The sequence below is a fragment of the Candidatus Paceibacterota bacterium genome, from assembly GCA_035452965.1.
Classification (GTDB): Bacteria; Verrucomicrobiota; Verrucomicrobiia; order Limisphaerales; family UBA8199; genus UBA8199.
Genome location: DAOTCE010000004.1, coordinates 291191 through 312827, shown reverse-complemented (window position 1 = coordinate 312827; position 21637 = coordinate 291191). Strand labels below are relative to the sequence as shown.

Annotated in this window: 20 protein-coding genes; 11 read left to right on the top strand and 9 right to left on the bottom strand. The window is 62.1% G+C overall.

Going from position 1 to position 21637, the window contains the following annotated elements; genetic code table 11:
• Positions 1 to 39: 39 nt before the first annotated feature.
• The 6 genes from P5205_06310 to P5205_06285 form a co-directional block, all read right to left on the bottom strand.
• Positions 40 to 1407, bottom strand: coding sequence for an alpha-L-fucosidase (locus P5205_06310; GenBank protein ID HSA09968.1), 1368 nt, complete (start codon positions 1405 to 1407; stop codon positions 40 to 42).
• Positions 1408 to 2330: 923 nt separating this feature from the next.
• Entirely contained in the window at positions 2331 to 3170 is an 840-nt protein-coding gene (locus tag P5205_06305; GenBank protein ID HSA09967.1) for a prepilin-type N-terminal cleavage/methylation domain-containing protein, read from the bottom strand.
• 173 nt (positions 3171 to 3343) lie between these two features.
• Complete coding sequence (locus tag P5205_06300) at positions 3344 to 6361, bottom strand: hypothetical protein (GenBank protein HSA09966.1); 3018 nt, start codon at positions 6359 to 6361, stop codon at positions 3344 to 3346.
• Positions 6362 to 6573: 212 nt separating this feature from the next.
• Positions 6574 to 7554, bottom strand: a complete 981-nt coding sequence (locus P5205_06295) for a 50S ribosome-binding GTPase (GenBank protein ID HSA09965.1) — start codon at positions 7552 to 7554, stop codon at positions 6574 to 6576.
• A gap of 10 nt (positions 7555 to 7564) precedes the next feature.
• Positions 7565 to 9094: a UbiD family decarboxylase gene (locus tag P5205_06290; protein HSA09964.1), complete on the bottom strand. Its 1530-nt coding sequence runs from the start codon at positions 9092 to 9094 to the stop codon at positions 7565 to 7567.
• A gap of 126 nt (positions 9095 to 9220) precedes the next feature.
• On the bottom strand, positions 9221 to 10096 hold the full coding sequence (locus P5205_06285; protein HSA09963.1) for a hypothetical protein: 876 nt from the start codon (positions 10094 to 10096) through the stop codon (positions 9221 to 9223).
• 98 nt (positions 10097 to 10194) lie between these two features.
• On the opposite strand from P5205_06285, the gene P5205_06280 reads away from it, so the two are divergent.
• The 3 genes from P5205_06280 to P5205_06270 all read left to right on the top strand — a co-directional run bounded on the left by P5205_06280 (position 10195) and on the right by P5205_06270 (position 11386).
• Positions 10195 to 10422 carry a hypothetical protein gene (locus P5205_06280; GenBank protein HSA09962.1) on the top strand — a complete coding sequence of 76 codons (228 nt, stop codon included), beginning with the start codon at positions 10195 to 10197 and terminating at the stop codon, positions 10420 to 10422.
• Positions 10423 to 10655: 233 nt separating this feature from the next.
• Positions 10656 to 11015 carry a hypothetical protein gene (locus P5205_06275; protein HSA09961.1) on the top strand — a complete coding sequence of 120 codons (360 nt, stop codon included), beginning with the start codon at positions 10656 to 10658 and terminating at the stop codon, positions 11013 to 11015.
• A 92-nt stretch (positions 11016 to 11107) separates the two neighbouring features.
• On the top strand, positions 11108 to 11386 hold the full coding sequence (locus P5205_06270; protein ID HSA09960.1) for a hypothetical protein: 279 nt from the start codon (positions 11108 to 11110) through the stop codon (positions 11384 to 11386).
• Positions 11387 to 11786: 400 nt separating this feature from the next.
• On the opposite strand, the gene hisJ is transcribed toward P5205_06270, so the two are convergent.
• The 3 genes from hisJ to P5205_06255 all read right to left on the bottom strand — a co-directional run bounded on the left by hisJ (position 11787) and on the right by P5205_06255 (position 14018).
• A complete protein-coding gene (hisJ, locus tag P5205_06265; GenBank protein HSA09959.1) occupies positions 11787 to 12587 on the bottom strand; it encodes a histidinol-phosphatase HisJ in 801 nt (266 codons plus the stop codon).
• A gap of 123 nt (positions 12588 to 12710) precedes the next feature.
• On the bottom strand, positions 12711 to 13055 hold the full coding sequence (locus P5205_06260) for a hypothetical protein (protein ID HSA09958.1): 345 nt from the start codon (positions 13053 to 13055) through the stop codon (positions 12711 to 12713).
• A gap of 72 nt (positions 13056 to 13127) precedes the next feature.
• Positions 13128 to 14018, bottom strand: a complete 891-nt coding sequence (locus P5205_06255) for a prepilin-type N-terminal cleavage/methylation domain-containing protein (GenBank protein ID HSA09957.1) — start codon at positions 14016 to 14018, stop codon at positions 13128 to 13130.
• Between the two features lie 316 nt (positions 14019 to 14334).
• On the opposite strand from P5205_06255, the gene P5205_06250 reads away from it, so the two are divergent.
• Genes P5205_06250 through P5205_06215 form a run of 8 tightly spaced genes read left to right on the top strand, consistent with a single transcriptional unit; the run spans position 14335 to position 21634 of the window.
• Positions 14335 to 14904 (top strand): hypothetical protein, encoded by a 570-nt coding sequence (locus P5205_06250; protein ID HSA09956.1) that lies wholly within the window; start codon positions 14335 to 14337, stop codon positions 14902 to 14904.
• A gap of 53 nt (positions 14905 to 14957) precedes the next feature.
• Entirely contained in the window at positions 14958 to 16727 is a 1770-nt protein-coding gene (locus P5205_06245; protein HSA09955.1) for a GspE/PulE family protein, read from the top strand.
• Between the two features lies 1 nt (position 16728).
• The gene (locus P5205_06240) at positions 16729 to 17976 is read left to right on the top strand and encodes a type II secretion system F family protein (protein ID HSA09954.1); all 1248 of its coding nucleotides are present in this window, start codon (positions 16729 to 16731) and stop codon (positions 17974 to 17976) included.
• Positions 17977 to 17998: 22 nt separating this feature from the next.
• On the top strand, positions 17999 to 18430 hold the full coding sequence (gene gspG, locus P5205_06235; protein HSA09953.1) for a type II secretion system major pseudopilin GspG: 432 nt from the start codon (positions 17999 to 18001) through the stop codon (positions 18428 to 18430).
• Entirely contained in the window at positions 18431 to 19120 is a 690-nt protein-coding gene (locus P5205_06230) for a prepilin-type N-terminal cleavage/methylation domain-containing protein (protein HSA09952.1), read from the top strand.
• A complete protein-coding gene (locus P5205_06225) occupies positions 19117 to 19575 on the top strand; it encodes a hypothetical protein (protein HSA09951.1) in 459 nt (152 codons plus the stop codon). Before P5205_06230 ends, P5205_06225 begins: the two co-directional genes overlap by 4 nt.
• Entirely contained in the window at positions 19572 to 20255 is a 684-nt protein-coding gene (locus P5205_06220) for a type II secretion system protein GspJ (protein ID HSA09950.1), read from the top strand. The genes P5205_06225 and P5205_06220 overlap by 4 nt, the downstream gene beginning before the upstream one ends.
• Complete coding sequence (locus P5205_06215; GenBank protein ID HSA09949.1) at positions 20252 to 21634, top strand: type II secretion system protein GspK; 1383 nt, start codon at positions 20252 to 20254, stop codon at positions 21632 to 21634. Before P5205_06220 ends, P5205_06215 begins: the two co-directional genes overlap by 4 nt.
• The last annotated feature ends 3 nt before the right edge of the window (positions 21635 to 21637 follow it).

Here is a 21637-nt window from a genome sequence, read left to right as displayed (position 1 = left end):
CAACTATTCGGTCCCCGAACGCAGCCGCATGGTTGCGGACTAATCGGCGGCGGCGAGGGCGCTGAAATGGAGGCCGAATTCGGCCATGGCCGGGGGTGCGGCGGCTTGGGTGATGACCAGGCGGACGCGCCGCGCCGTTGCCGTAGGAAAACGGCGGAGCTGTTTGTGGCCGATGACTTTGCCCTCACTGACCGCACGCCACTTGCCGTCCTCGAAAACCTCAACCCGGTAAGCCTGCACCCGCTCGCCCAGGGCGATATCCTCCTGGATGCGCGCGACATTGAAAGCCCGCGCCTGGCCCAGATCGAACTCAACATAGCCGGTGCTCTTGCCCTGAGCAGGAGTCCAGCAGGTGTTCAGGTCGCCATCAACCAGCCGGCGTTCGTGCGCGGAGTCATCGCGCCTGCCGGAGGCTGTGATGGCCGCATTCCGGGCATAGTCAGCGGCATATAGCTGGTCGATGAACGCGCGGAACTCCTTCAGGCGAACCACATCCGGATCGGCGATGCGCCCCCGCCGATCCGGCGGAATGTTCAGCAGCAGAACGGAATTCCGGCCCACGGACTTGAAATAAATATCGGCCAGTGCGCGCAGGGATTTCACCTTGCCGTCCTCCGCCGCGTGGTAGAACCAGCCGGGCCGGATCGAGACATCGCACTCCGCCGGGTGCCACGCAAGCTCACTGCCGCGTTTGACCACCGACGACTCGTCTTCGCGAGCGACACCCGATTCGTTGCCGACCCAGCGGATATCCGGGCCGGTGATTGCGATCAGCGCCTGGGGCTGGAGCTCGCGGATTAAGGCGTAGTAGCTCGGCCAGTCATACACCTGTTTCTTGCCGTTGGGCCCCTCCCCGCAGGCACCGTCGAACCAGACCTCGTCAATCGGACCATAGTTGGCCAGCAACTCACGCAGTTGGTTCCTGAAGTACTGATTATACTTGGCCGAATCACCGTAAGTGGGCTGATTGCGGTCCCAGGGCGACAGGTAAAGCCCGACCCGAATCTGCTGTTCGCGCAGGGCCTCCACCACTTCGCGCACAACGTCCCCTTTGCCGCCGCGCCAGGGGGAGTTTCTCACGCAGTGCTCGGTGAATCGGGAGGGCCAGAGACAGAAGCCATCATGGTGCTTGGCAGTCAGGATAAGCAACTTGACCCCAGCTCCCTTGAGAACCGTGGCCCACTGTCGGGCGTCAAAGTCGCCGGGGTTGAACAACCTGGGATCTTCGTTGCCCTCGCCCCACTCGCGGTCAGTGAACGTGTTCATGCCAAAATGGGCGAAGGCGATGAACTCATGGCGCTGCCAGGCCAGTTGCTGCGGGCTGGGAAGCGGGAGGGCGTCGGCGGAGACCGCGACTGAGACAGCAAGGTGCCCCAGGACGAACCAGGCGATTCGGGAGCATTTCATACCAGGATCGGTTGCGGACACAACGCCAACCGTAAAGGTGCGTTGCCGTCAGCGCAAGTTCTCGTCCGGCGAAGTCAGGCCGATGCCAGTGCGTGTGGCGTGTGCGCGGGATAAAATCCATCGCCATGGCCGGAGGATCTTCCCTCCTGGCCACGTGAGAACCGGTAAGTGACCGGTCCAGCTTGCTCCTCAGGCACAACTGGCTGGGCTCGTTTACGACGGTGAAGATGGAGTTTCCGGAGACGTGCTGGGGCCTGTCCGCGGACCTGAGCATGGATCCCCGGCAAAACCCCAGTCAACCAGCGGACACCCGACCCCAACGGCAGCCTGGAGAATGTCCCCTGGCTGGCAGCCGGGCAAAAATCGGGTTTTTCGTGGATTTCCGGGGCATACGGGTGGTGATTTGCCATCTGCCACCCCCCTTCTTCTCGCCAGCACCCCCGCCGGACAGGCGGCGGTGCCATTGAGGTGGCCGCAGGCGGGCATTGGCTCGTGGATGGCATGCTAATGCGGTCCGGCTACGGTGTGTATCCCATGGGGAGCGCTCCCCATGGGATACACACCGTAGCACCACCGTGCCGTCACCGTAAACTCAAGCCATTAACGCCGGGGTCAGCGGGGGCTGGAAAAGGTAGAACGGCAGCCTCACTGTCCAAAATATGGACAGTGCGCGGGCTGGAAGTTGGAAGCATCGTTCCGATTCTGGCTGGGGAGCAATTTTACCCTTGTGATCCCTGTGCTTCAGCCAACCGGGTTGGACGGGGGAAAACCAGCGTTGGCACTTCCCGGAAACCCGTGATAAGCCCCATTTCAGCCTTCGGCCCTCAGCATTCAACCGTGAAAGCTAGAGGTTCCCTCACGGTGGTTCAGGGGTGCAAGGTGCGAAGCGTTTTGCCCCGGGCGGGCTTGGGTAGTGACTGGAATTACAGTGGATGGGTGGTGAGGTTCGTCAACCGCATCCAATCATTCAAGCCGCCCATGCCACCCACAATCCAGTTCCGGCTGGCGTCGTCCTTGAGGATGAAAGCCTCGGCGTGGCCGTCGGCAAAACTCATATTGCAGCCGAACCTGTGGGCGAGCGACGGCAGGTCTATAAACACGCTTGATCCCCCAACACTCACGATGAACATGCCATCGTTGATGCTGATTGGGTCTTCATCCAGCAACAGCCAGGTCTGCCTGGGCAGCCTGATCTCGGTCTCCCTGATATACACGGGATGGTTTGGGTCCCGAGCACCACCCGGATTGGTCACATACCATTCCGGGCTGCCGCCGAAGCTTCTTCCAGCCATGTAAGAGTTCATGGCGAAGCTGCGCAGGATTGGTTTCCCCTTGAATTGGGCCGGGACGGCAGCGGCGTCGGCGACACGATGATCCGTCGGGCAGTGGTAGAGACCCAGCGACCGGGCGTAAGGCCAGAGCAATCCCTTCTGAATGCCCGTCGGGTCGGCTCCCCCATAAAGGTAGGAGCTCGGCATGCCTCCTATCGCTGCGTTGCCCGCGCACCAGGTGGCGGTGAATCCGCCATAGTTTGGGTAAGCTGAGACGATCCGACCGTTGTTGTCATCGGCGTACATCTTGCAGGCAAACGCCAATTGCCGGAGATTGTTCCGGCACTGGACGGCGTAAGCATTGGGCCGGACGTGGGCGGAGGCCGGCAGCAGCAGCACGGCCAGCAGGGCCAGCACTGCGATTACCACCAGTAACTCTACCAGCGTGAATGCATACCTGGGCTGAGGGTGCTCTTCACTCCAACACTGCATCTGTCCGACCCGTGACGTAGCGGCGTCTCGGCAGAGCGCCGCAGCCTGTGGCAGGGGAAGTATGCGGCGCTCTGCCGAGACGTCGCTACGAGGGAAGAGCCATGGCGGCGAGCGGTGATGGCAGCCGTTGCTGCTACAAGTTATCTTCGCAAGCATATTTCTGGCTCCTTTGCTTAATACCCCACAATCCGATAGAACCTGTGCGCGGCGGCGGGGGCAAGGTCCTGACAATAGCCCTGGTTGCCGATGACCGTGACACTGCCGCCCAGCTCCTGCCAGTCCGGCTCAATCAGGCTGTTCTTGAACTGCACACGGTAGCTCCGGCCCGGCACCGCTGGCCAGGTAAGCCAAGGACTCGCGCCCGATGCGCCGGCTGGGTGGATCGCGGCGTAGAACAGCGGTATCGGTGCCGAGGAGAAGAGGCTGTAAACCACCACGTCCCCGCTGCGGTTGAAGTCCGCCTCCGCGAGATCGGAGGCCCAGGTCTGGAACACGAGGTTCTGGCCGCCGGCAGTGAAGACCGGGCAAAGCGAGCGGTTATCCGCGGCGAAGTTCCCGAACCGGCTGGCGGTCAGGAGCATCGTCACGCCGGTTTGCCGGTCGAAGAAGAATATGTCCGGCACGCCGTTGGTGTCGCCCGGGACGATGTTGCTGGCCGCGCTGCGGTAGGCCACAAAGCGGCCATCGGGGCTGATGTCAGGCGAGTCGGAGTGGCCGTAGGCCGGACTGCCCGAAGTGTGGCTGCGACTGATCAGCAGGCTGGTCCCTCCGACGCAGTCGTAAAGACAGACCTGGTTGGTCTGGCTCACCCTTGCGGTATAGACGAGAAAGCGGCTGTCGGCGCTGAAGCGCAACCCCAGCCGGGACAACGGCGAATTGGTGCTGACCAACCCGCTGGTGCCGGCAGCGCGGTTGGCCACGAACAACTGCCGGGGAATCGAGTCAACCAGACACGCGATTCGGTTCCCATCCGGGCTGATGGCAACGTTTGTGACCCCGCTCGTGCTGTTGGTGTAAACCCTCCTGGCCAACGCGGAAGCCCACACATGGAGTTTGTTGGCGATGGGGCCGACTACGTCCGCAAACGCCACGAAGCGTCCATCCGGCGTCATCGCCGCGCAGGACAAGCCGTTGGTAGTCAGGGCGTAGTTCGTTCCGGCTTGCAGGTCGCGCACGAACAGGTTGGTGGCGCCGGTGAAAGAGGCCATGACCAGGTTGCGCGCCCGGCTTTGGAACAGGACGTATCTGCCGTCGGAGCTGATCTCGGACCAATCGGACTCCGCGTCGCCGGGGACCGTGCCGAAGCGGTTGACGCTGGCAAGGGTGGTGGTTCCGGTCTGGAGGTCGCGGACAAAGACATCAGACGCGCGGTTGTTGTCCCCCACCACGAGATTGGTGGCATGGCTGGTGAAGGCGACGTAACGGCCGTTGCCGCTGATCGCCGGTCCATACGAAAGCCCGTTCGCGCCCATCCCATTGGTCCCCACGCTCACGAGGAGGTTGGTGGCCTCCACCAGATCGCGCACAAAGATGTCCCGGAACCCGTTGGTGTCGCCGGGCACGAGATTGTCCGCTTCGCTGGCGAACACAATGTATCGCCCGTCGGCGCTGGCGCAGCGAGTCGAGAGCTGGCTCGGCCCGTTGGCCGTAAGGGAGGGCAGGCTGGCGTCGCGCGCTGAGATAAGTTCCACGCCTCCGGTGGACAGGTCGCGGACGAAGACATCCGTGTCCTGGTTGCGGTCGTTGGCCACCAGGTTGCCGTCGCCGCACTCGAAAGCGACGAACCGTCCATCGGCGCTGAGTCGGGGCATGGCAAACGGTCCGACCGGCGAGCCGACGCCGCTGGCGTCGGCATCCAGCAAGGTGGTGATGCCCGCCTGCAAATCGCGCAGGTAAAGGTGGTATTCGCCCGAGAGGGTGTTGGTGGTCAGGTTGGTGGCGGTGCTGCTGAAGACGACGTAGCGCCCGCTGGCGTCAATGGCCGGCCAATCGCAGGCGCTGTTAGCGGGCACCTGGCCGCCGAGGTCGCCGCTCACCAGCGTCGTGCCGCCGGTGGTTGCGTCCCAGAGGAGGATGCAGGTTGTCGCCCCCGAGGTGCCGTTGGTACTGGCCACAAAGACAATCTTCTGCCCGTCCGGTGTCATGGCCAGGTTGCGAATGTCCCGGGCCATGGAGGGGTGAATGGCAGCGTTGGTGTGAACCAGGTCCGTGAGACCCGTCTCCAAACTGTACCGGAGGATCAGCCCCGGGTACGCCGGGCTGTAATTAGGCGACCGGCTCGTCTCGTACACCACGAACCTGCCGTCGGCGCTGAAAGCGTGGTTGTAACAGACCACCATGGGAGTCTTCAACACCGCCGTCGCCGCCGCGCCCGCGCCGGCGCTGGCATGGATCAGCGCGCCGCTGTCCAGGTCGCGCACGTAGATCTCCCGGGTGTTGAGGGCGTTGCTGCAGAAGGCGACATAGTAGCCGTCCGGTGTGATGTCGGGTGAGTCCGAGACACCCTGGCCGCCGGTCTTGGTGCCGGTGCTGGCGCGCACAGTTACCCCCGCCTGCAAGTCACGCACGAACACATCCGCCAGCCCATTGGTGTCGCCCTCCGCAACGAGGTTGGTGGCCGTGCTGAGGAAGGCCACATAATGACCGTCCCGAGTCATCACGGCGCTGCGCGATTCGGCATCCCCCGGGCCGCCATTGGTGCCGGCGCTCACCAGGATGGTTGTCCCGGTGACCAGGTCGCGCGCGAACACATCGCCGAGGCCGTTCGTGTCCCCGGCCACCAGGTCGCTGGCGCTGCTCTCGAACACGACGTAGCGGCCATTAGTCGATATGCCCACCGGCAGGGAATCGCCGTTGCCGCCGCTGGTGCCGGTTAGGTTAACGCTGACCAACACAGTCGTGCCGTTGGTGCGGTCGCGCAGGAAGACGTTCAGGGCGGGCGGGCTGCGAAACGGCACCGGGGTGTTGCTGCTCGTCAGCACTAGGTTGCCGGCCGCGCTGGCGAACAGGACATGGCGCCCATCTGCGCTGATCACCGGCGATCCGGAATCACCGCCGCCCACGGCTACGGCGCCTTCCGAGGCATCAGGGGCGGAGAGCAAATGTAAGCTTTGGGCGGATGCGGGGACGGCGGTTCCCGCCAGGAGCAGCAGCAGGAATGCGTAGTATCGGTTGGAGTGCTGAGTCTTCATGGACCTTGCTTATCGGCTTCGAGTGCCGCGGCCAGGCAAAGCGAATACACTGACTGATAGATTTGCTTCTGCGCGCCCGTCCGCGCTGAACGCTGCGCGGGTGAGGGCGCATTGGTGATTGGACTCACCGTGCATACCGCGAGCCTATCGGGAAGCTCGGCCTGGTATCAATTACAATGACGATTTCGCCAGGGCAGCGAAGCGAGCGGATGCTACTCGTGAATTTCGACCACGTCCTTGTCCCGGAGGGGCTCGGTCTTGTGCACCTGTTGGCCCTCGAAGCGGCTATGCCCCCAAAGCCGCGCAAACTTCATCCGCTCGGGCAGGTCCCGATGAATCTGCCGTGCCAGCTCGGCGACGGTCGCGCCGGCCGGGACGATGAACGGCTTGTGCATATCTGGCGGCCGGCCCGGCTCCTTGGAGTAAACCCGGATCATCGCCAGCAAGGTCCACAATCGGCCGAACCAGTTACCCAATCCTTGCCGGGTCCGCGCGCTGACGTCCACGACTTCCAGTCTGCCGGCGTACAGGTCGCGCAACGTTGCAGGAGCACCGGGCGGCGCCAGGTCCGACTTGGTGGTGACGATAAGTCCCGCCCGCTGGCTGGCATCCGCCGCCGGCAACTGGTTGCGCGCCACCGATCGCAGCTCCAGCCCGCGGGCGCGGAGCACGCCGAGCACCATTTCCGCCTGTTCGAGCCCCGCCTCGCCCGCCTCCACCACCGCGCATACCAGGTCGGCATTGCGAATGGTGCCCATCAAGCCGGTCGGCACATGCTCGGGTGTGAGCGGCGGGGTGTCCACCAGCTCGATCTGCACATCGTCGTGGTGCCACATCCCCGGCTGGGGCACGACGGTGGCGAACGGGTAGTCGGCAACCTTGACAGGGGCGTTGGAGGTCGCGGCCAGGAGGCTGCTCTTGCCCGTGTTCGGCGGGCCGATCAGCACCACCTGCCCGGCGCCGCTCTTGGGGATGTGGAACGGGTCGGGCCCTTTGCCATGCGCGGTCTTCTGTTCCTCGCGGCGGAGCAGGCTGATGCGATGCTTGATATCCGCTTGCATCTTCTCCGTTCCCTTGTGCCTGGGGATGGCGCTGAGCATCGCCTGCAAGCCGGCCAGCCGTTCCTCGTTGCTGGTCGCCTGCCGGTAACGCAGCTCGGCCCTCTCGTATTCCGGTGTCAAGTTCGCCGGCATGGGCCAGGTGTTAACCTTTCAGCAAGGAATCGATCTTCTTTCGTACGGCTTGGTCCATGCGTATGATCGGCGGCCAGCCGCGTCGGTGACCCTCGCCGGGCAGCTTGTGGGTGGCGTCAATGCCCAGCTTGCTGCCGACCGCCAGTTCAGTCGTCGCATGGTCGAGCACGTCGGCGGGGCCTTTGGTGAAGATGGCGTCCCGCTGCGGATCGGTGTTCGCGCAGAGCCGGAATAGCACTTCGCTTGTGTTGTGCACGTCCACGTCGTCATCCACCACGATGATGTACTTGGTGAACATCATCTGCCCCATGCCCCAGAGGCCGTGCATGACTTTGAAGGCCTGCATGGGGTAGGTCTTCCGGATGCTGACAAAGACCAGGTTATGGAAGACGCCCTCGGGCGGCAGCGCCAGGTCCACCAGCTCCGGGAAGGTCATCTTCAGGATCGGCAGGAACAGCCTCACCGAGGCGCTGCCGATGTAGTAGTCCTCCATGGGCGGCAGGCCGACAATGGTGGCCGGGTAGATGGCGTCCTCGCGGTGCGTGATCGCCGTCAGGTGGAAGACCGGGTAGCGGTCGGGCAGCGAATAGTAGCCCGTGTGGTCGCCGAACGGCCCTTCCTCGCGCAGCGGCTCCTGCGGGTCAACATAGCCTTCCAGGACGAAGTCCGCGTCCGCCGGCACTTCCAGGTCGCTGGTTTCGCACCGGACCAGTTCGGTGGCTTTCTTGCGCAGGTAGCCCGCCAGCAGGAACTCATCCAGGCCGTCGGGCAGCGGCGCTGTGGCGCAGAACGTGAACACGGGATCGCCGCCGAGGAACACCGCCACTGGCATGCGCGTGCCGGTTTCGTAGTAGCGGCGGCCATGGCGCGCGCCGACCTTCTGCAACTGCCAATGCATCCCGGTGGCGCGTTCGTCATAAACCTGCATTCGGTACATGCCGACGTTGCGCTCGCCGGTGTCGGGGTCTTTCGTCACCACGCAAGGGAGGGTGATGAAGCGTCCGCCATCCAACGGCCAGCATTGCTGGATGGGGAGGTTGAGGAGGGTTGGGGGTTGAGGGCGGAGGGCGGAGGGATTGCGCCAGTCGGGCGCTGGTGGCCAGGGCTCAGTCCGGGTGGGCGGGGCCTCGATCCGGTGCACGACTTCCTTGCAGGCGCCATCCTTAATTAGCTTGGGTTTGGCGTGGCGGAGGTCGAGCGCGGTGCCAAGCAGACGCAAGGCTTCCTTAAGGCTGGTCGGCGGCTTGGCCTTCACGAGGGAACCGAGCGCGGCGGCGGCCTCTTCCATGGAATCGGCGCCCAGGCTCATGGCCATGCGCCGATACGAGCCGAGCGTATTGATGGCGAGTGGAAATGGCGAAGTCCGCCCATTGACCGTTGGCTGCTCCACCAGCAGCGCCTGCCCGCCACCGTCTTTCTTCATCTCGCGGTCGGCGAGTTCGGTGATTTCCAACTCCGTGGCCACCGGCTGCGTCAGGCGCCGCAACTCGCCCGCCGCCTCCAACCGCTTAAGAAAGTCTCGGAATGAATCGAACGCCATGCGAAGAGCTTACCAGAGGGGCGCAGCCAAGGGAAACGGGAATGCGAAGGGGCAGGCGTGCTATTTGAGTAGTGGAACGCTGGAGCAGGAGGAAAGTTGCTGGTCCAGCAACAATCCAATGATCTATTACTCCAGCACTCCGAGCCGGAGCCGGGGCGAGCGGGGCCAGAGCAGGTTCTTGAAGGCGCACAGTTCCAGCGCAAAGGAAATATATCCGCCATAGCCGAGCAGGGGCATTTCAAAGACGTGCAGGAACTGGGCTCCCGGCGTGTGGTAAATCCATTTCGGGTAGGAGTAGTAGTTCCACATTTCCCAGAAGAAGCCGCAGATGACGGCGCCCAGCCCCAGGCACACCACCGGCCGCCAGTCGCCCTGCTGCGTGTGTTCCAGGAAGTGACGCCGGCCCAGCCAGCCGTTTAGCGGCTCCAGGATTAACACGAGCGAGGTCCACACGAAGGGATAGAAGTATTTCGGCCAGGCCAGCGTCAGCGCCAGCATGGTTGCGCCGCCAAGGAGCATGCCGAGATTGACCGCCGGGGTTGGCCGAAGACGCGGGCCCGCAGCCAGGCGTTGCACCCAACGGAAGCTTCCAGCCAGCTCCGCCGTCTCAAAGACCGCCGGCATGACGGTGGAAAAGGAAATCGTGCAGAGCAGGTAGTATTCGAGATCGGTGAATGCGGAGGTGCCGAGATATTCCCAGTTGCCGGTCCGCCGGTTGATCGCTTCGAAAAGCCACCAGACCGGCACCGAGGCCAGGAAGTACAGGACGAAACCCCGCCGCGACCTCGTCCAGAGGGAGGTGCCGGTCCGGCTCAGGACAATGGCATCCACCACGAGGATGTAACCGAGCCAGAGGGGGAAAAACAGGTAGGCCGTGCGCATCCCGGGCAGGGCCCAGTTTAGGGGCCAGAAGACGGCCAGGAGCACCAGCCCGAGCCATCCCTGGGCCGCCCAAAGCACGGGGCGCCGGCTTGAATCCATGCCGTTCATTGGGTCAAGCATTGGTCTTGCCCCTGATTATTTCAACCCGGATTTCGCGCCTCGGCACGGCTATAGAATTTGAACAAAAGCGGCCTTTCAGGCGTCTATTAGATGTGAAAATGAAAGCAAGCAGGAAGAAGTCCTGGCCGGCTCTGGCCAACGGGCAATTGTGGAAGACGGAGAATGCTTATATCCAGATCGTGGAGCTTGGCAAAAGGCTGATTGACTACCGCATGATGCGGGAGCTGGGACAGGCGCGCCGGATTCAGACCAGCAGCATCGAGACCATGGAGAAATACCTTAAGACCAACGAAGCCAGATTGGTTAAGGGGAACTCCAGAAACTGACTTGAGCCGTCCGCTGGTTTGGCCTCCAGATGGCAGCCGGTGGAACTGGAATTCTGTTGACTAGGGCGAAGAGCGCCCAATCCAAAATGTTGGCTTGACGAGTGCTGCCCAATCGGAGCCGTAGTGGCATGCTTGCTGGCAATCATGGTTGAGTCTGGCGTCGCTTCGGACCGATGCGCGGACAATGGGCGGGGTCGGGCAAGTGGGAGCTTGTAAATTCGTGACGACAATGATTGGATTCCAAGGTGCGCATTCCGAGCTACCAGGACATCATCGATTCGCTCAAGAACGGCCTCACGGTCGAGGCTCGGGAGAAAATCCTGGAGCTGCGGGAGGCCGCGCTGCGCCTGCAGGAAGAGAACCTGGCTCTCAAGGAGAAACTCGGACACGTTGACGCCGAAGCTGAACAGGTCCGCGAGATGTACTTCGACCGGGGTGTCTACTGGCTGCGTACCCCCACCGATGACGGCACGAACCTCGTCGGACCGTTCTGCCAGGTGTGTCACGACCGGGAGAAGAAACCGGTGCGCCTGCACCGAAAGATGACGCCCGGCGGCGGGTGGTATTGCGCTGTGTGCCGAAACGAATTTTAGCCCGCAGGCAGGGATCGGGGCGGCCGCACCGCCCTTATTCGCAGCCAGGCGGCGCGGCGCGAACTTGCGCCAACTGAGTGGGCGTCACCCTCATGGACAAGACAACGCTCGCGCTGATCGGCGCGCTGGTCGTGCTTACCGGAGCCTCGCTGGCTTGGCTCTGCTTCATACTCTGGAGACACCGCCAATGGAGCGCCTTCGTGGATTGGGAGTATAACCTCTGGGTTCGCCTGGGCCTGATCTTCCCGTCGCTGGCGGAGAAATGCAAGCGTCTGGAAAAGGGCCCCGTGTTGAAGTGCCTGGTTGGCGCGACGGTGCTTCTGGGAGTGGTGTTCCTCGTGATTGCCGGCCTGTGTCTGTTCCGGTCCTGAACGCAGGCGAAGCTGCTGGAGTGGCAGCCTGGGACCCGATGGTTTCTGAGCTTCACCGGGCTAACGATAACCACCCATTCCCCATCTGCTCAACCAGGCTGCCGCTGCAACAGCCAAGCCCGCCGGTGCCGCCAAGGCATTCCCCGTCTGGGCCATCTATTGCTGGAGTGATTTATACCTCACCCAAAGGCCGGCTGTCTGTAGGGCTGGCCACTAGAGTTTTTGTAGGGATATTCCTTACAAACTTGGCAGTGGCTGTTCCAGGAGAGCAGCTACCAAGGGGTCTTTCTTCCTGAGAGGGAGCGCTCGTCCCAAAAAGACCCTGCCGCCTCATTCAGTTGTTTCCAATGGCAAAGGAAACACTGTGGTAAGCGGCGATGGTTGCGTAACAAGCCGCAGGTCAGAGGCTGGTTGGTTCGTGCTGACGTTGGGTGAACCGGTGGTAATCAGCGTAGCCGGCGCTGCGGGCGAGTTGGACCGCCTCGGGGAAATTCATCCCCACCTCCGCCGGTGAGTGGGCGTCGGAGCCGAACGTGATCGGCACGCGGAGTTGGGCGGCGAGCTGAACAAAGCGGGGGCTGGGATATATTTCCCGGCAGTCTTTGCGGAGCCCGGCAGTGTTGAGTTCGAGGGCCAGACCACTTCGTTTGGCCGCATGCAGAAACCGGTTGAAGAGCGGTGTGCAATCTTCCTTGGGATAAATAGAGAACTTTTTGCACAGGTCGGCGTGTCCGATGATGTCGAACAGGCCGGATTCGGCAGCCTGGGTGAGGCGATCGAAGTAAGTGGTCCAGACATCCAGCGGCGCGCGGTCCTTCCACCGCGCCAACTGAGCGGGGTGGTCAATGGCCCAGGACTCGGAAACGTAGTGGACGGAACCAATAAGGTAGTCCCACGAATGGCGGGCGGCCAGCTCCCGAATCCAATCTTCATAGCCCGGCAGGTAGTCCACCTCCAAGCCAATCTTGATGACGAGACTGGGATGGGCACGACGGGCCTGCTGCACGTTCGCAATGTAGGTGTCCAGCTCGGCAGTCCTCATGCGCCAGTCGTCGAAATCGTCGCGGGGCATCGGGGCGTGCTCGGAGAAGCCGATCTCGCTCAGTCCGACCTTGAGTGCCTGTGCCGCCAGTTCGGTCGGCTCGCCCGTGGCATGGTGGCAGAGCGGCGTGTGTGTGTGATAGTCTGCGGGCAAGGACATGCGGGACTATAGAGGAGGGGATTCGAAGCCGCAAGTTGTGCGGATCAGAAGCGCGGAGCGAGCAGTCGCGGCGAACATGGGGGCGGGACGGAATTCGACGATCATGACCCGGCTGGCAAGCGGTCACCCGGTGTGCTTGGCTGGTGCCCGGCTGACCACTTGCTTGAGCTGCTGGAGGACATCGGCGGCGACCTGCTTCTGAAGATCTGTCAAACCGGCGCCATTAGCGACTTTCTCTACCGCCGCCGCCGCTTCGGCATACTGACCATAGCGGATGGACATAGTCACCTTGAAAACGCTCTTCTGAAGCTCCGGCGGGGCGGCGTTGAAGGCCTGCTGGAACTTGGCCAGATCAACCTTCACGCCGTGGATGATGGTCGGCCTCGGCCCCTCCTCGGACTGTCCACAGCCCGCCTCGGCCAACAGGGCGGCGGCAAGAATGCTCGAGATCCAGTTCTTCGTTTTCATACAGGTTCACCACGCTTTAGTCGGCGGCCGGGCTGGCACGGCAGCCCCGGCAGTTGATCGTCCCAATGGGTCTTACTGGCGTACAGTGGTAATCGTTGCCCACCAGATCAAATCCTTGGTGGTGCCCGCGTCCACGGGCTGCGGCGTGAGATTGCCTAGTGGGAGCTTTATCCCGGTGACCGGTGGCTTGATGTGTGAGCCCACCCATTTGCGGACAACACAATGCCCGTCGGCGATGGCGAACGCGCCCGAGCCGCCGTGGAAGCTGGCGGGGTAGTCAATAATCTTCGGAGCGGGATCGCCAGGGTTGCCCGCCATCCGGTTGGCCATCGCGGCGTCGTTGATGCTGTCAGGGTGCTCCTCCCCCATGACCCACGTTTCACCTGGGCGCCGGATTTCGGACATCTTACCATAACAGAGGTAAGGTCCACCCTCCGGCACTCCGACCAGCCATTCGCCGGCGGAGAAGACCTGGCTCATGGAGTTGACCCGCACCCGTTGCACAAGCTGGCCCGCGCTATTGTTAACTCGCACCGTGTCAGCGGGACACTTCCAGATGTCGCGGCTCTTGCCGATGTAGGGTTGCAGGGGGCTCTTGTCAATGTAGACAGTTGGGTTCCAGATGCCCGGGTCCGCCGTGGCGTCGAAATTCCCGCCGACCCAGAGGACGCGGCTGGCATCGTAGGGCGCTTTGGGGCTCTTCAAGCTCTCAAGCAGCAGCTCGTTATAGTCGGCGGAATACATGTTCCAGCCGAGCATCATTTGGCGATTATTGCTCAGACAGCGCGTCAGCAAAGCCTTCTGCTTGGCGCGGCCCAAAGCAGGCAACAGCAGCGCGGCCAGAATGGCAATAATGGCAATGACCACCAGCAATTCAATCAGGGTAAAACCACGGCACCGAGCACCAGCCGACCGGGAATCGAGTAAGCCTCCATAAGCCACGGGCTGCTGGGTTCTGATCATACACACGCGCTCTTGCGTTTCGAACTGTTGCCCGACTGCGGCATACGTAAAAATCTGCACGCATTCTAACCACTTTGTTCCTGCCGTAAAGGGGAATAGGAGACGGCGGGGCCAATAGTCCCAGCGTGCAGGTTTTGCGCGGCTATTCCGGGCGGAATGGGCAAGACCTGCACAGCGGGGCGGCGGAAAGTAGGGAATTAGGGCGTTTTCTTTGTTGGCACATTGTCTGCGAAGGGGAGGCGATTGCATTGCTCAATGGTACTGACGGGTGCCTTTGCGCTGCATACAAACAACAACCGCAGCATATAGAAAGCATATGAAGATAAACCAATGGTTAGTGATGGCGGGTATTGCCTCCGTGACGGGTCTGGGAACCAGCCAAGTGGTCGCGCAACCCAACGACGGCCCGCCCGGAGGCCCCGGGGGGCCAGGCGCACGCCAAGGCCGGGGTTACCCTGATCCGGCGCAATTCCAACAGCGCATGCTGGAGCGCACCAAGGAAATGCTAGAGGTGACCAACGATGATGAGTGGAAGGCGATTGAGCCGAGAGTGCAGAAGATCAGGGAACTCCAGCGGGAGGCCTTTAGTAGCGGTGGGATGGCCCGCGGAATGTTCGGGCGCGGCTCGCGCGGGGGCGACAATCCTCCTCCGGGCGACCAGGGGCAGCGGCGCGGGGGCATATTCGGCACGCCCAGCCCGGAAGCCGATGCCTTGCAGAAGGCGATTGATTCAAAGGCGTCCAAATCGGAAATAAAAGCCGCGCTGGAGAAGTATGTCGCCTCCCGGAAGGCCACGCAGGCGGAGATGGAGAAAGCGCAAACGGCTCTGCGCGAACTTCTGACACCACGGCAGGAAGCTATCGCCACACTGAACGGGTTGCTGTAGGCACGGGTGTAGCGTATCGCGCAGCGCCAGCCACCAACTGCCAATCCCTGAGAATGAGCACGGGTGCAGATCAGGATTCTCCGCTAAAGCCGTTGTTCGACAAAATGGTCGCAGGCAAGCAACTGTCTGCGACCGACGCCCAGGCATTGATGCGGCTCAGCCAGTCTGGAGCGTCGACGCCTCTGCAGGGAGAGGCCGACGTGCTCCGCTGGCTGGCCCAGGAATACGGACTGACGTACACGACACTGGAGGACATCGAGCCCGACCGCCAGTTGCTATCGCTCTTTCCGGCGCGGATCCTCTTAAAGGAGGAGCTGTTGCCGCTGCGGCGCATCAACGGCAGCGTGGAAGTGGCGACCAGCCGCCTGTTCGCGACGCAGGGACTGGATGCGCTCAAGACCCTGACAGGATTGACACTCCAGCCCGTGCTCGCGTCCAGCGAAGCGATTCAGCGCGAGATGAAGAAGCGGCTCGGCGTGGGGGCCGATACGCTGGGTACCCTGGGCGAGGACGAATCGTTCACGTTGGTGGACGAACACCGCGAAGAGGACACGGACTTGGATGCCGCGGCCGAGGAAGCATCCATCATCCGTTTCGTTAATCAGGTCCTGCGGGATGCGATCGAGCTGCGGGCGTCGGATATTCACCTTGAGCCGTTCGAGGAGGAATTCCGCATCCGTTATCGCATTGACGGCGTGTTGCAGGACGTGCCCGTGCCGTCGCAGATCAAGAAGTTCCAGCCGGCCATTGTGTCCCGAGTCAAGATTCTGAGCCACCTGAACATAGCCGAGAAGCGGCTGCCCCAGGACGGGCGGATCAAGATCCGCATTGAGGATGCCGAGGTGGATATTCGCGTATCGGTTATACCGATGCTCCACGGCGAAGCGCTGGTGCTGCGGTTGCTGCGACAGAATGCGACCCTGCGCGGGATGGGCGAGCTGGACATGGACAATCGGGAACTGGACTGCTTCCGGCGCGTGCTGCAACTGCCACATGGCATCATCCTGGTCACCGGCCCGACTGGCAGCGGCAAGACCTCCACGCTCTACACGGCACTCAACGAGATCAATGATTCGGATCGCAAGATCATCACGATCGAGGACCCGGTGGAATATCAACTGCGGGGCGTCAACCAGATCCAGGTGGCAGAAAAGGCGGGCCTGACGTTCGCGCGAGGATTGCGCTCGATCCTCCGCCACGATCCGGATGTCATTCTGATCGGCGAAATCCGCGACCAGGAAACCGCGCAGATCGCGGTGCAGGCGTCATTGACCGGCCACCTGGTCTTCTCGACGCTGCACACCAACGACGCCCCCGGGGCGCTGACCCGCCTGGTGGACATGGGGGTCGAGCCCTATCTCGTGGCATCCTCACTCGAAGCTGTGCTGGCGCAACGGTTAGTGCGGGTGCTGTGCGAGCGGTGCAAACAGCCGGACACTTCACCCGCGGCGCAGGCGTTCAAAGCGCAGGTGGGCATTCCGTCCGGCACCACCATTTACCGCTCGGTCGGCTGCCGGGAATGCCGGCAAACCGGCTTTTTTGGCCGGCATGCGATCTTCGAGTGGATGGACAGCGACAACGAGGTGCGTCAGTTGATTCTCAAAAATGCTTCGAGCGACCTCATCCGGGACGCTGCCCGCCGCGCGGGAATGCGGACTCTGGCTGAAGACGGCTGGCGTCTGGTGAGGATGGGCGTTACCACCGTCGAAGAAGTGCTGAGCGTGACCACAGCTAAAGAAGTCGAGTTCACTACGAAGAAGAAGCTAGCGGAGGGCGCGACGAAGGAAGCTACAACGTCGGGTGGGACCTTCAGCCACCACTAAGATGCCCCTCTTCCAATACAAAGCCTTGCAGGCAAACGGCGCAATGATCGAAGGGCACCTAGAAGCCTCGGACCGTCAGGGCGCCTTCTCTCAAATGGCCGGGCTGGGCCTGCGGCCGGTCAGCCTGTCGGAAAAGGCCAGCACCGGAACAGCAGGCGGGTTTGCGCTGCCCAATTCCCTGGCATATCTGTCATTCCGCAAGCGCTCAACCAAGGTATCCGGGCGCGAGTTGGAGAACTTCACTCGGCTGTTGTCGAGCTTGCTGGCTGCGGGTGTCCCACTGAGCCGGGCTCTCGTGATCCTCCACAAAGAAGCCGCCTCTCCCACTGCCAGCGCCAAGTGGAAGGAAATCCACGACCTGGTCGTGGACGGCATGTCTCTGGCCGACTCGATGGGGAAGTCACCGGAGACCTTTCCGCGGGTCTATACGGCGATGGTGCAAGCCGGGGAGACCGGCGGATTTCTGGACTTGGTACTGGCACAGATTGCGGACTTTCAAGCGCGCGAGAAGGAGCTGAGGTCGAAAGTGCTGTCGGCGATGCTGTATCCGAGCATCCTGTTTGTGCTGGCCATCGGCGTGCTGATCTTCCTGCTCGCGTTCTTCATCCCACGCTTTCAAGGCATCTTCAGAGGCTTCGGCGCGGCGCTGCCCCTGGTGACGCAGGTTGTGATCGGGGCGAGCAACGTGGTGAGAGGCTATGGAATGTTCATAGCGGTGGGCCTGGTTATCCTCGTCGTCCTGCTGCGCACGTGGTTTACGTCGGAGGAGGGCCGGCGGAAATGGGAAAGCTTGGTGTTGCGCACTCCGGTTGTTGGCCCATTGGTGGCCGAATTCGCGATGGCGCGATTCTGCCGGATGCTAGGGACGCTGCTGGGTGCCGGGGTGCCGCTGGTTCAGGGGCTGGGCGTCGCCCGGAAGTCCATCGGCAACCAGATTCTCGTGGATGCGGTATCCCAGTCGATCGAGCGTGTGCGGGAAGGTGGCCAGCTGGGCCAGAGCCTCGGCGACGCCAAGAGCCTGTTCCCCAGCTCGGTAGTGGAGATGATCAGTGTGGCGGAAGAGAGCGGCCGGCTGGACCAGGAATTGGTGCGCATCGCGAACGTCACCGAAGCGGACCTGGATCGGGAACTGAAGACCGCCGTGGCCTTGATGGAGCCAATGATGCTCTTCTTCATTGCGGCATTCATTGGCATGATCTTCATCAGCATGGTGCTCCCGATCTTCACGATGCAGGAGTATATTAAGTGATCAGGTGGGTATGAGAACAGATATGAGAATACAACGAATGATGAATAACCAGATCGCCCGGCAAGGCTTCACACTTGTGGAGATGTTGCTGGTGCTGGTCATCCTGGCGACCCTGGCTGCGATTGTTTACCCGAAAGTCATGGGCCGGAGCGAGCAGGCACGCATCACTGCGGCCAAGACGCAAATTGCCAACTTCAAGACGGCCATAGACTCATTCGAAGTGGACACCGGTGGATTCCCCAAAGGCAGGAATGGGCTGCTGGATTTAGTCCAACAACCCCGCGACGTCGTGGGTTGGCATGGGCCCTACCTGGAAAGCATCCCGAAAGATCCTTGGAACAACGATTATATCTACGAGTACCCGGGCAAACACAACCCCAGTTCGTACGACATCAGTTCACCAGGACCCCCGGGAGCAAACATGGTGATCGGCAACTGGACGGTGAAGCAATAAATGAGGCTGTGCGCCGTAAGACGCAAGGCCGGTGGTCAAATCGGCCTGACCGGGTCGGAGAGCAGATCTCCGCTCCAGCCGCACGCGGCTGCGTGCGCTGCCCCTGTCAGGAGGCCGGAGTTCCGCCACGGATTCACTCTGATCGAGTTGATCCTGGTCATGGCTTTGCTAACGGTAATGATCTCCCTGACGGCGCCCAAGCTCTCCCGCTTCTTCCATGGCCGAACGCTGGATTCGGAAGCGCGGCGGCTGCTGGCGCTGACACGAAGCGGCCAGAGCCGGGCGGTGGCTGAGGGATTGCCAATGAACTTATGGGTCAACACGGACAAGGGCACTTTTGGACTTGAGGCCGAGCGAAGCTATGAGGCCAGCGATCCCCGAGCTCTGGAGTTCACGCTCGACACCGGCCTCAGGCTGGAAGCAGCGAATGAGACTGTGATAGCCCCGGTCCCAACGATGAGCCGAAGCCGCCTGGTGACCAGCACGGCAAGTGTGCCTCGCGTCAACCTCGTCCATGCAGAGCTGCCGACCATCCGCTTTCTGCCCGACGGTTCCATCGGCGAAGGCAGCCCGAAGAAGCTCCACTTGGCGAGCAACGACGGCGGCTCCCTCTGGCTGACGCGAGCGCGAGATGGGATGAGTTACGAGATTCGGAACACGGATGCGGAAGAGGAGGCGGAGGCGAGATGAAACTTCGAAACCTCCAATTCCCGACATCGGACCTCCAACACCCGACAGATTGCTGGCGGGTCAAGGGGGCGCGCCGGCGAGGGGCGGCAGGGTTCACACTGGCGGAAGTTCTCGCGGCACTCCTGTTCATGGCTATCGTCATCCCCGCGGCTATCGAAGGGTTGCACATTTCCAGCCTCGCGGGCACGGTGTCTCAGCGCAAAGGGGAGGCTGCCCGCGTTGCCCAGCGCCTGCTGATTGAAAGCCTGGTCTCGACCAATTGGAATCAGGCGGTTCAAACCGGCAACCTGACCGAAGGCCAGCGCCATTTCCGTTGGACTATCCAGAACGACCCTTGGGACCAGGATCCAAATCAAGACGTCATTCGGCTGCTTTCAGTGGAAGTTTTCTTCAAGGCGCAGAACCGGGAATACTCAGTGCGCCTGAGTACGCTGGTGGACAGTTCGCTGCAATGAAAGCCTTTACCCTCATCGAGATGCTGCTGGCGGTGGCGATCTGCGCCATCGTGCTGGTAGCCATCAACGGGGTTTTCGCCACCGCCGTGCGGTTGCGTGACAAGACCGCCGAAGCCATCGAGGACTCGCTGCCGATTAACCGCAGCTTTGAGATTCTCTGCCGCGACCTGAGGGGCGCCGTCGGACCGGGAGGATGGTTTCAGGGAGATTTCAGGTGCGGGGTACAGGCGGTGGGTGCGACAATGGGCTTGAGTGGTGAGGCGGGCAGCTCAGGGCTGGATTTCTTCACCACAACCGGCACGCTGAGCGACAAGGCGCCGTGGGGGGATATACAAGAGGTTCTTTACCAACTGAAGGCGCCTTCAGATCGGAACCAGGCTGGCATGGAACTGGTGCGCTGCGTCAATCGTAACGTGCTGGCGACCATTACGCAGACGCCGGAGATTCAATACCTTATGGGGGGGGTGCAGTCCCTGCAGTTCGATTGCTACGACGGGACACAGTGGCGGAACGCCTGGGATACCAGCACCAGCGATACCAACCTGCCCGTGGCCGTGCTGATCCGCATTCAACTTGTCCCCAAGCAAGACCAGGACGCCGCTGACCAGCAACCCCTCGAGATGCTGGTCCCGCTGATCTCGCAGCCGCGTGAAGTGGCGACCGGCGTGAGCACACAATGAAGCCGAGCGCGAGAATCCAAAGCCTGGCCCCGGCGCTGCCCTTTAGCGGAGAGCGCGGGTCGGTGTTGGTCATCGTGCTGTGGATTGCCTTCGGGCTGGTGAGCTTGGCGCTGTATTTCTCTCACTCGATGAACTTCGAGCTGCGAGCTTCAGACAACCGCGTCTCAGCAATAGCGGCGGACCAGGCGATTGACGGCACGGTGCGCTACCTCACTTACCTGCTGGACACCTACGCGGCGGACGGTTCCAACGGGGTCTATTTGAACCTGGATGCCTCCCTGTGTGAGGGCGTGCCGGTCGGCGATGCCCGCTACTGGCTCATTGGCCGGGACACGAACAACCCTGTCGGACCGGGCCTGCTCTGTTTCGGGCTGGTGGACGAATCATCCAAGATCAACCTGAACACTGCCTCCAGCAACACGATCAGCTGGCTGCCGCGAATGACGGGCGACCTCACGCAGGCCATTCTTGACTGGCGGGACACCAACGGCAACGGCCCCACGATGACTTACTACGCCATGCAACAACCGTCCTATCAATGCAAGTGTGACCTTTTCGAGACTGTGGACGAGTTGCGGCTCCTGTATGGCGGCGAAATGGACACGTTGCTGGGCGAGGACGCCAACCGCAACGGGGTCCTTGACCCGAGTGAGAACGACGAGAATCAGAACGGCATGCTCGACGCGGGGGTGCTGGATTGCGTCACCGTGTATAGCCGGGAGCCGCGCACGGGCTCGATCAACATCCGCAGCCTGGGCAGCGCGTCCTCTCAGCTGGTATCACTTTTGCAGACAAACTTCGGCACGACGCGGGCAAACGAAATCGTCGCCAATCTTGGGCTCGGTGGCGGCTCACCGGGCGGTCGCCCTGGAGGGACCGTCAGCTTTATCAGCCCGCTGCGGTTCTATATACAGAGCAAGATGACTTCGACCGAGTTCGCCCAAGTTGCCACGAACCTGACGACAAGCAGCGGCAGCTACATTGAGGGCCGGGTGAATGTGAACACAGCCAGCGCTGCCGTGCTGGCATGTTTGCTGGACGGCGACATCGGCGTGGCGGAGCAATTGGTCAACTATCGCCAGTCCAACCCGAACAACCTGACCTCCATCGCGTGGGTCGTGGATGCGCTGGGGGACAGCGCGCCGGAGGCCTTGGCGGCGTTGGAGGTCGGTGACTACATTACCACGCAAAGCTACCAGTTCACCGCGGACATCGCCGCTGTGGGCCATCATGGCCGCGGTTACCGCCGCGTGAAGTTTGTCTTCGACACCAGCAGCGGGACGCCCAGGATCTTGTATCGCCAGGACCTGACCCATTTGGGGTGGGCCCTGGGCAAAGACGTGCGGCAACAGCTGCTAATTGCGAAGGGAACGGGATGATTA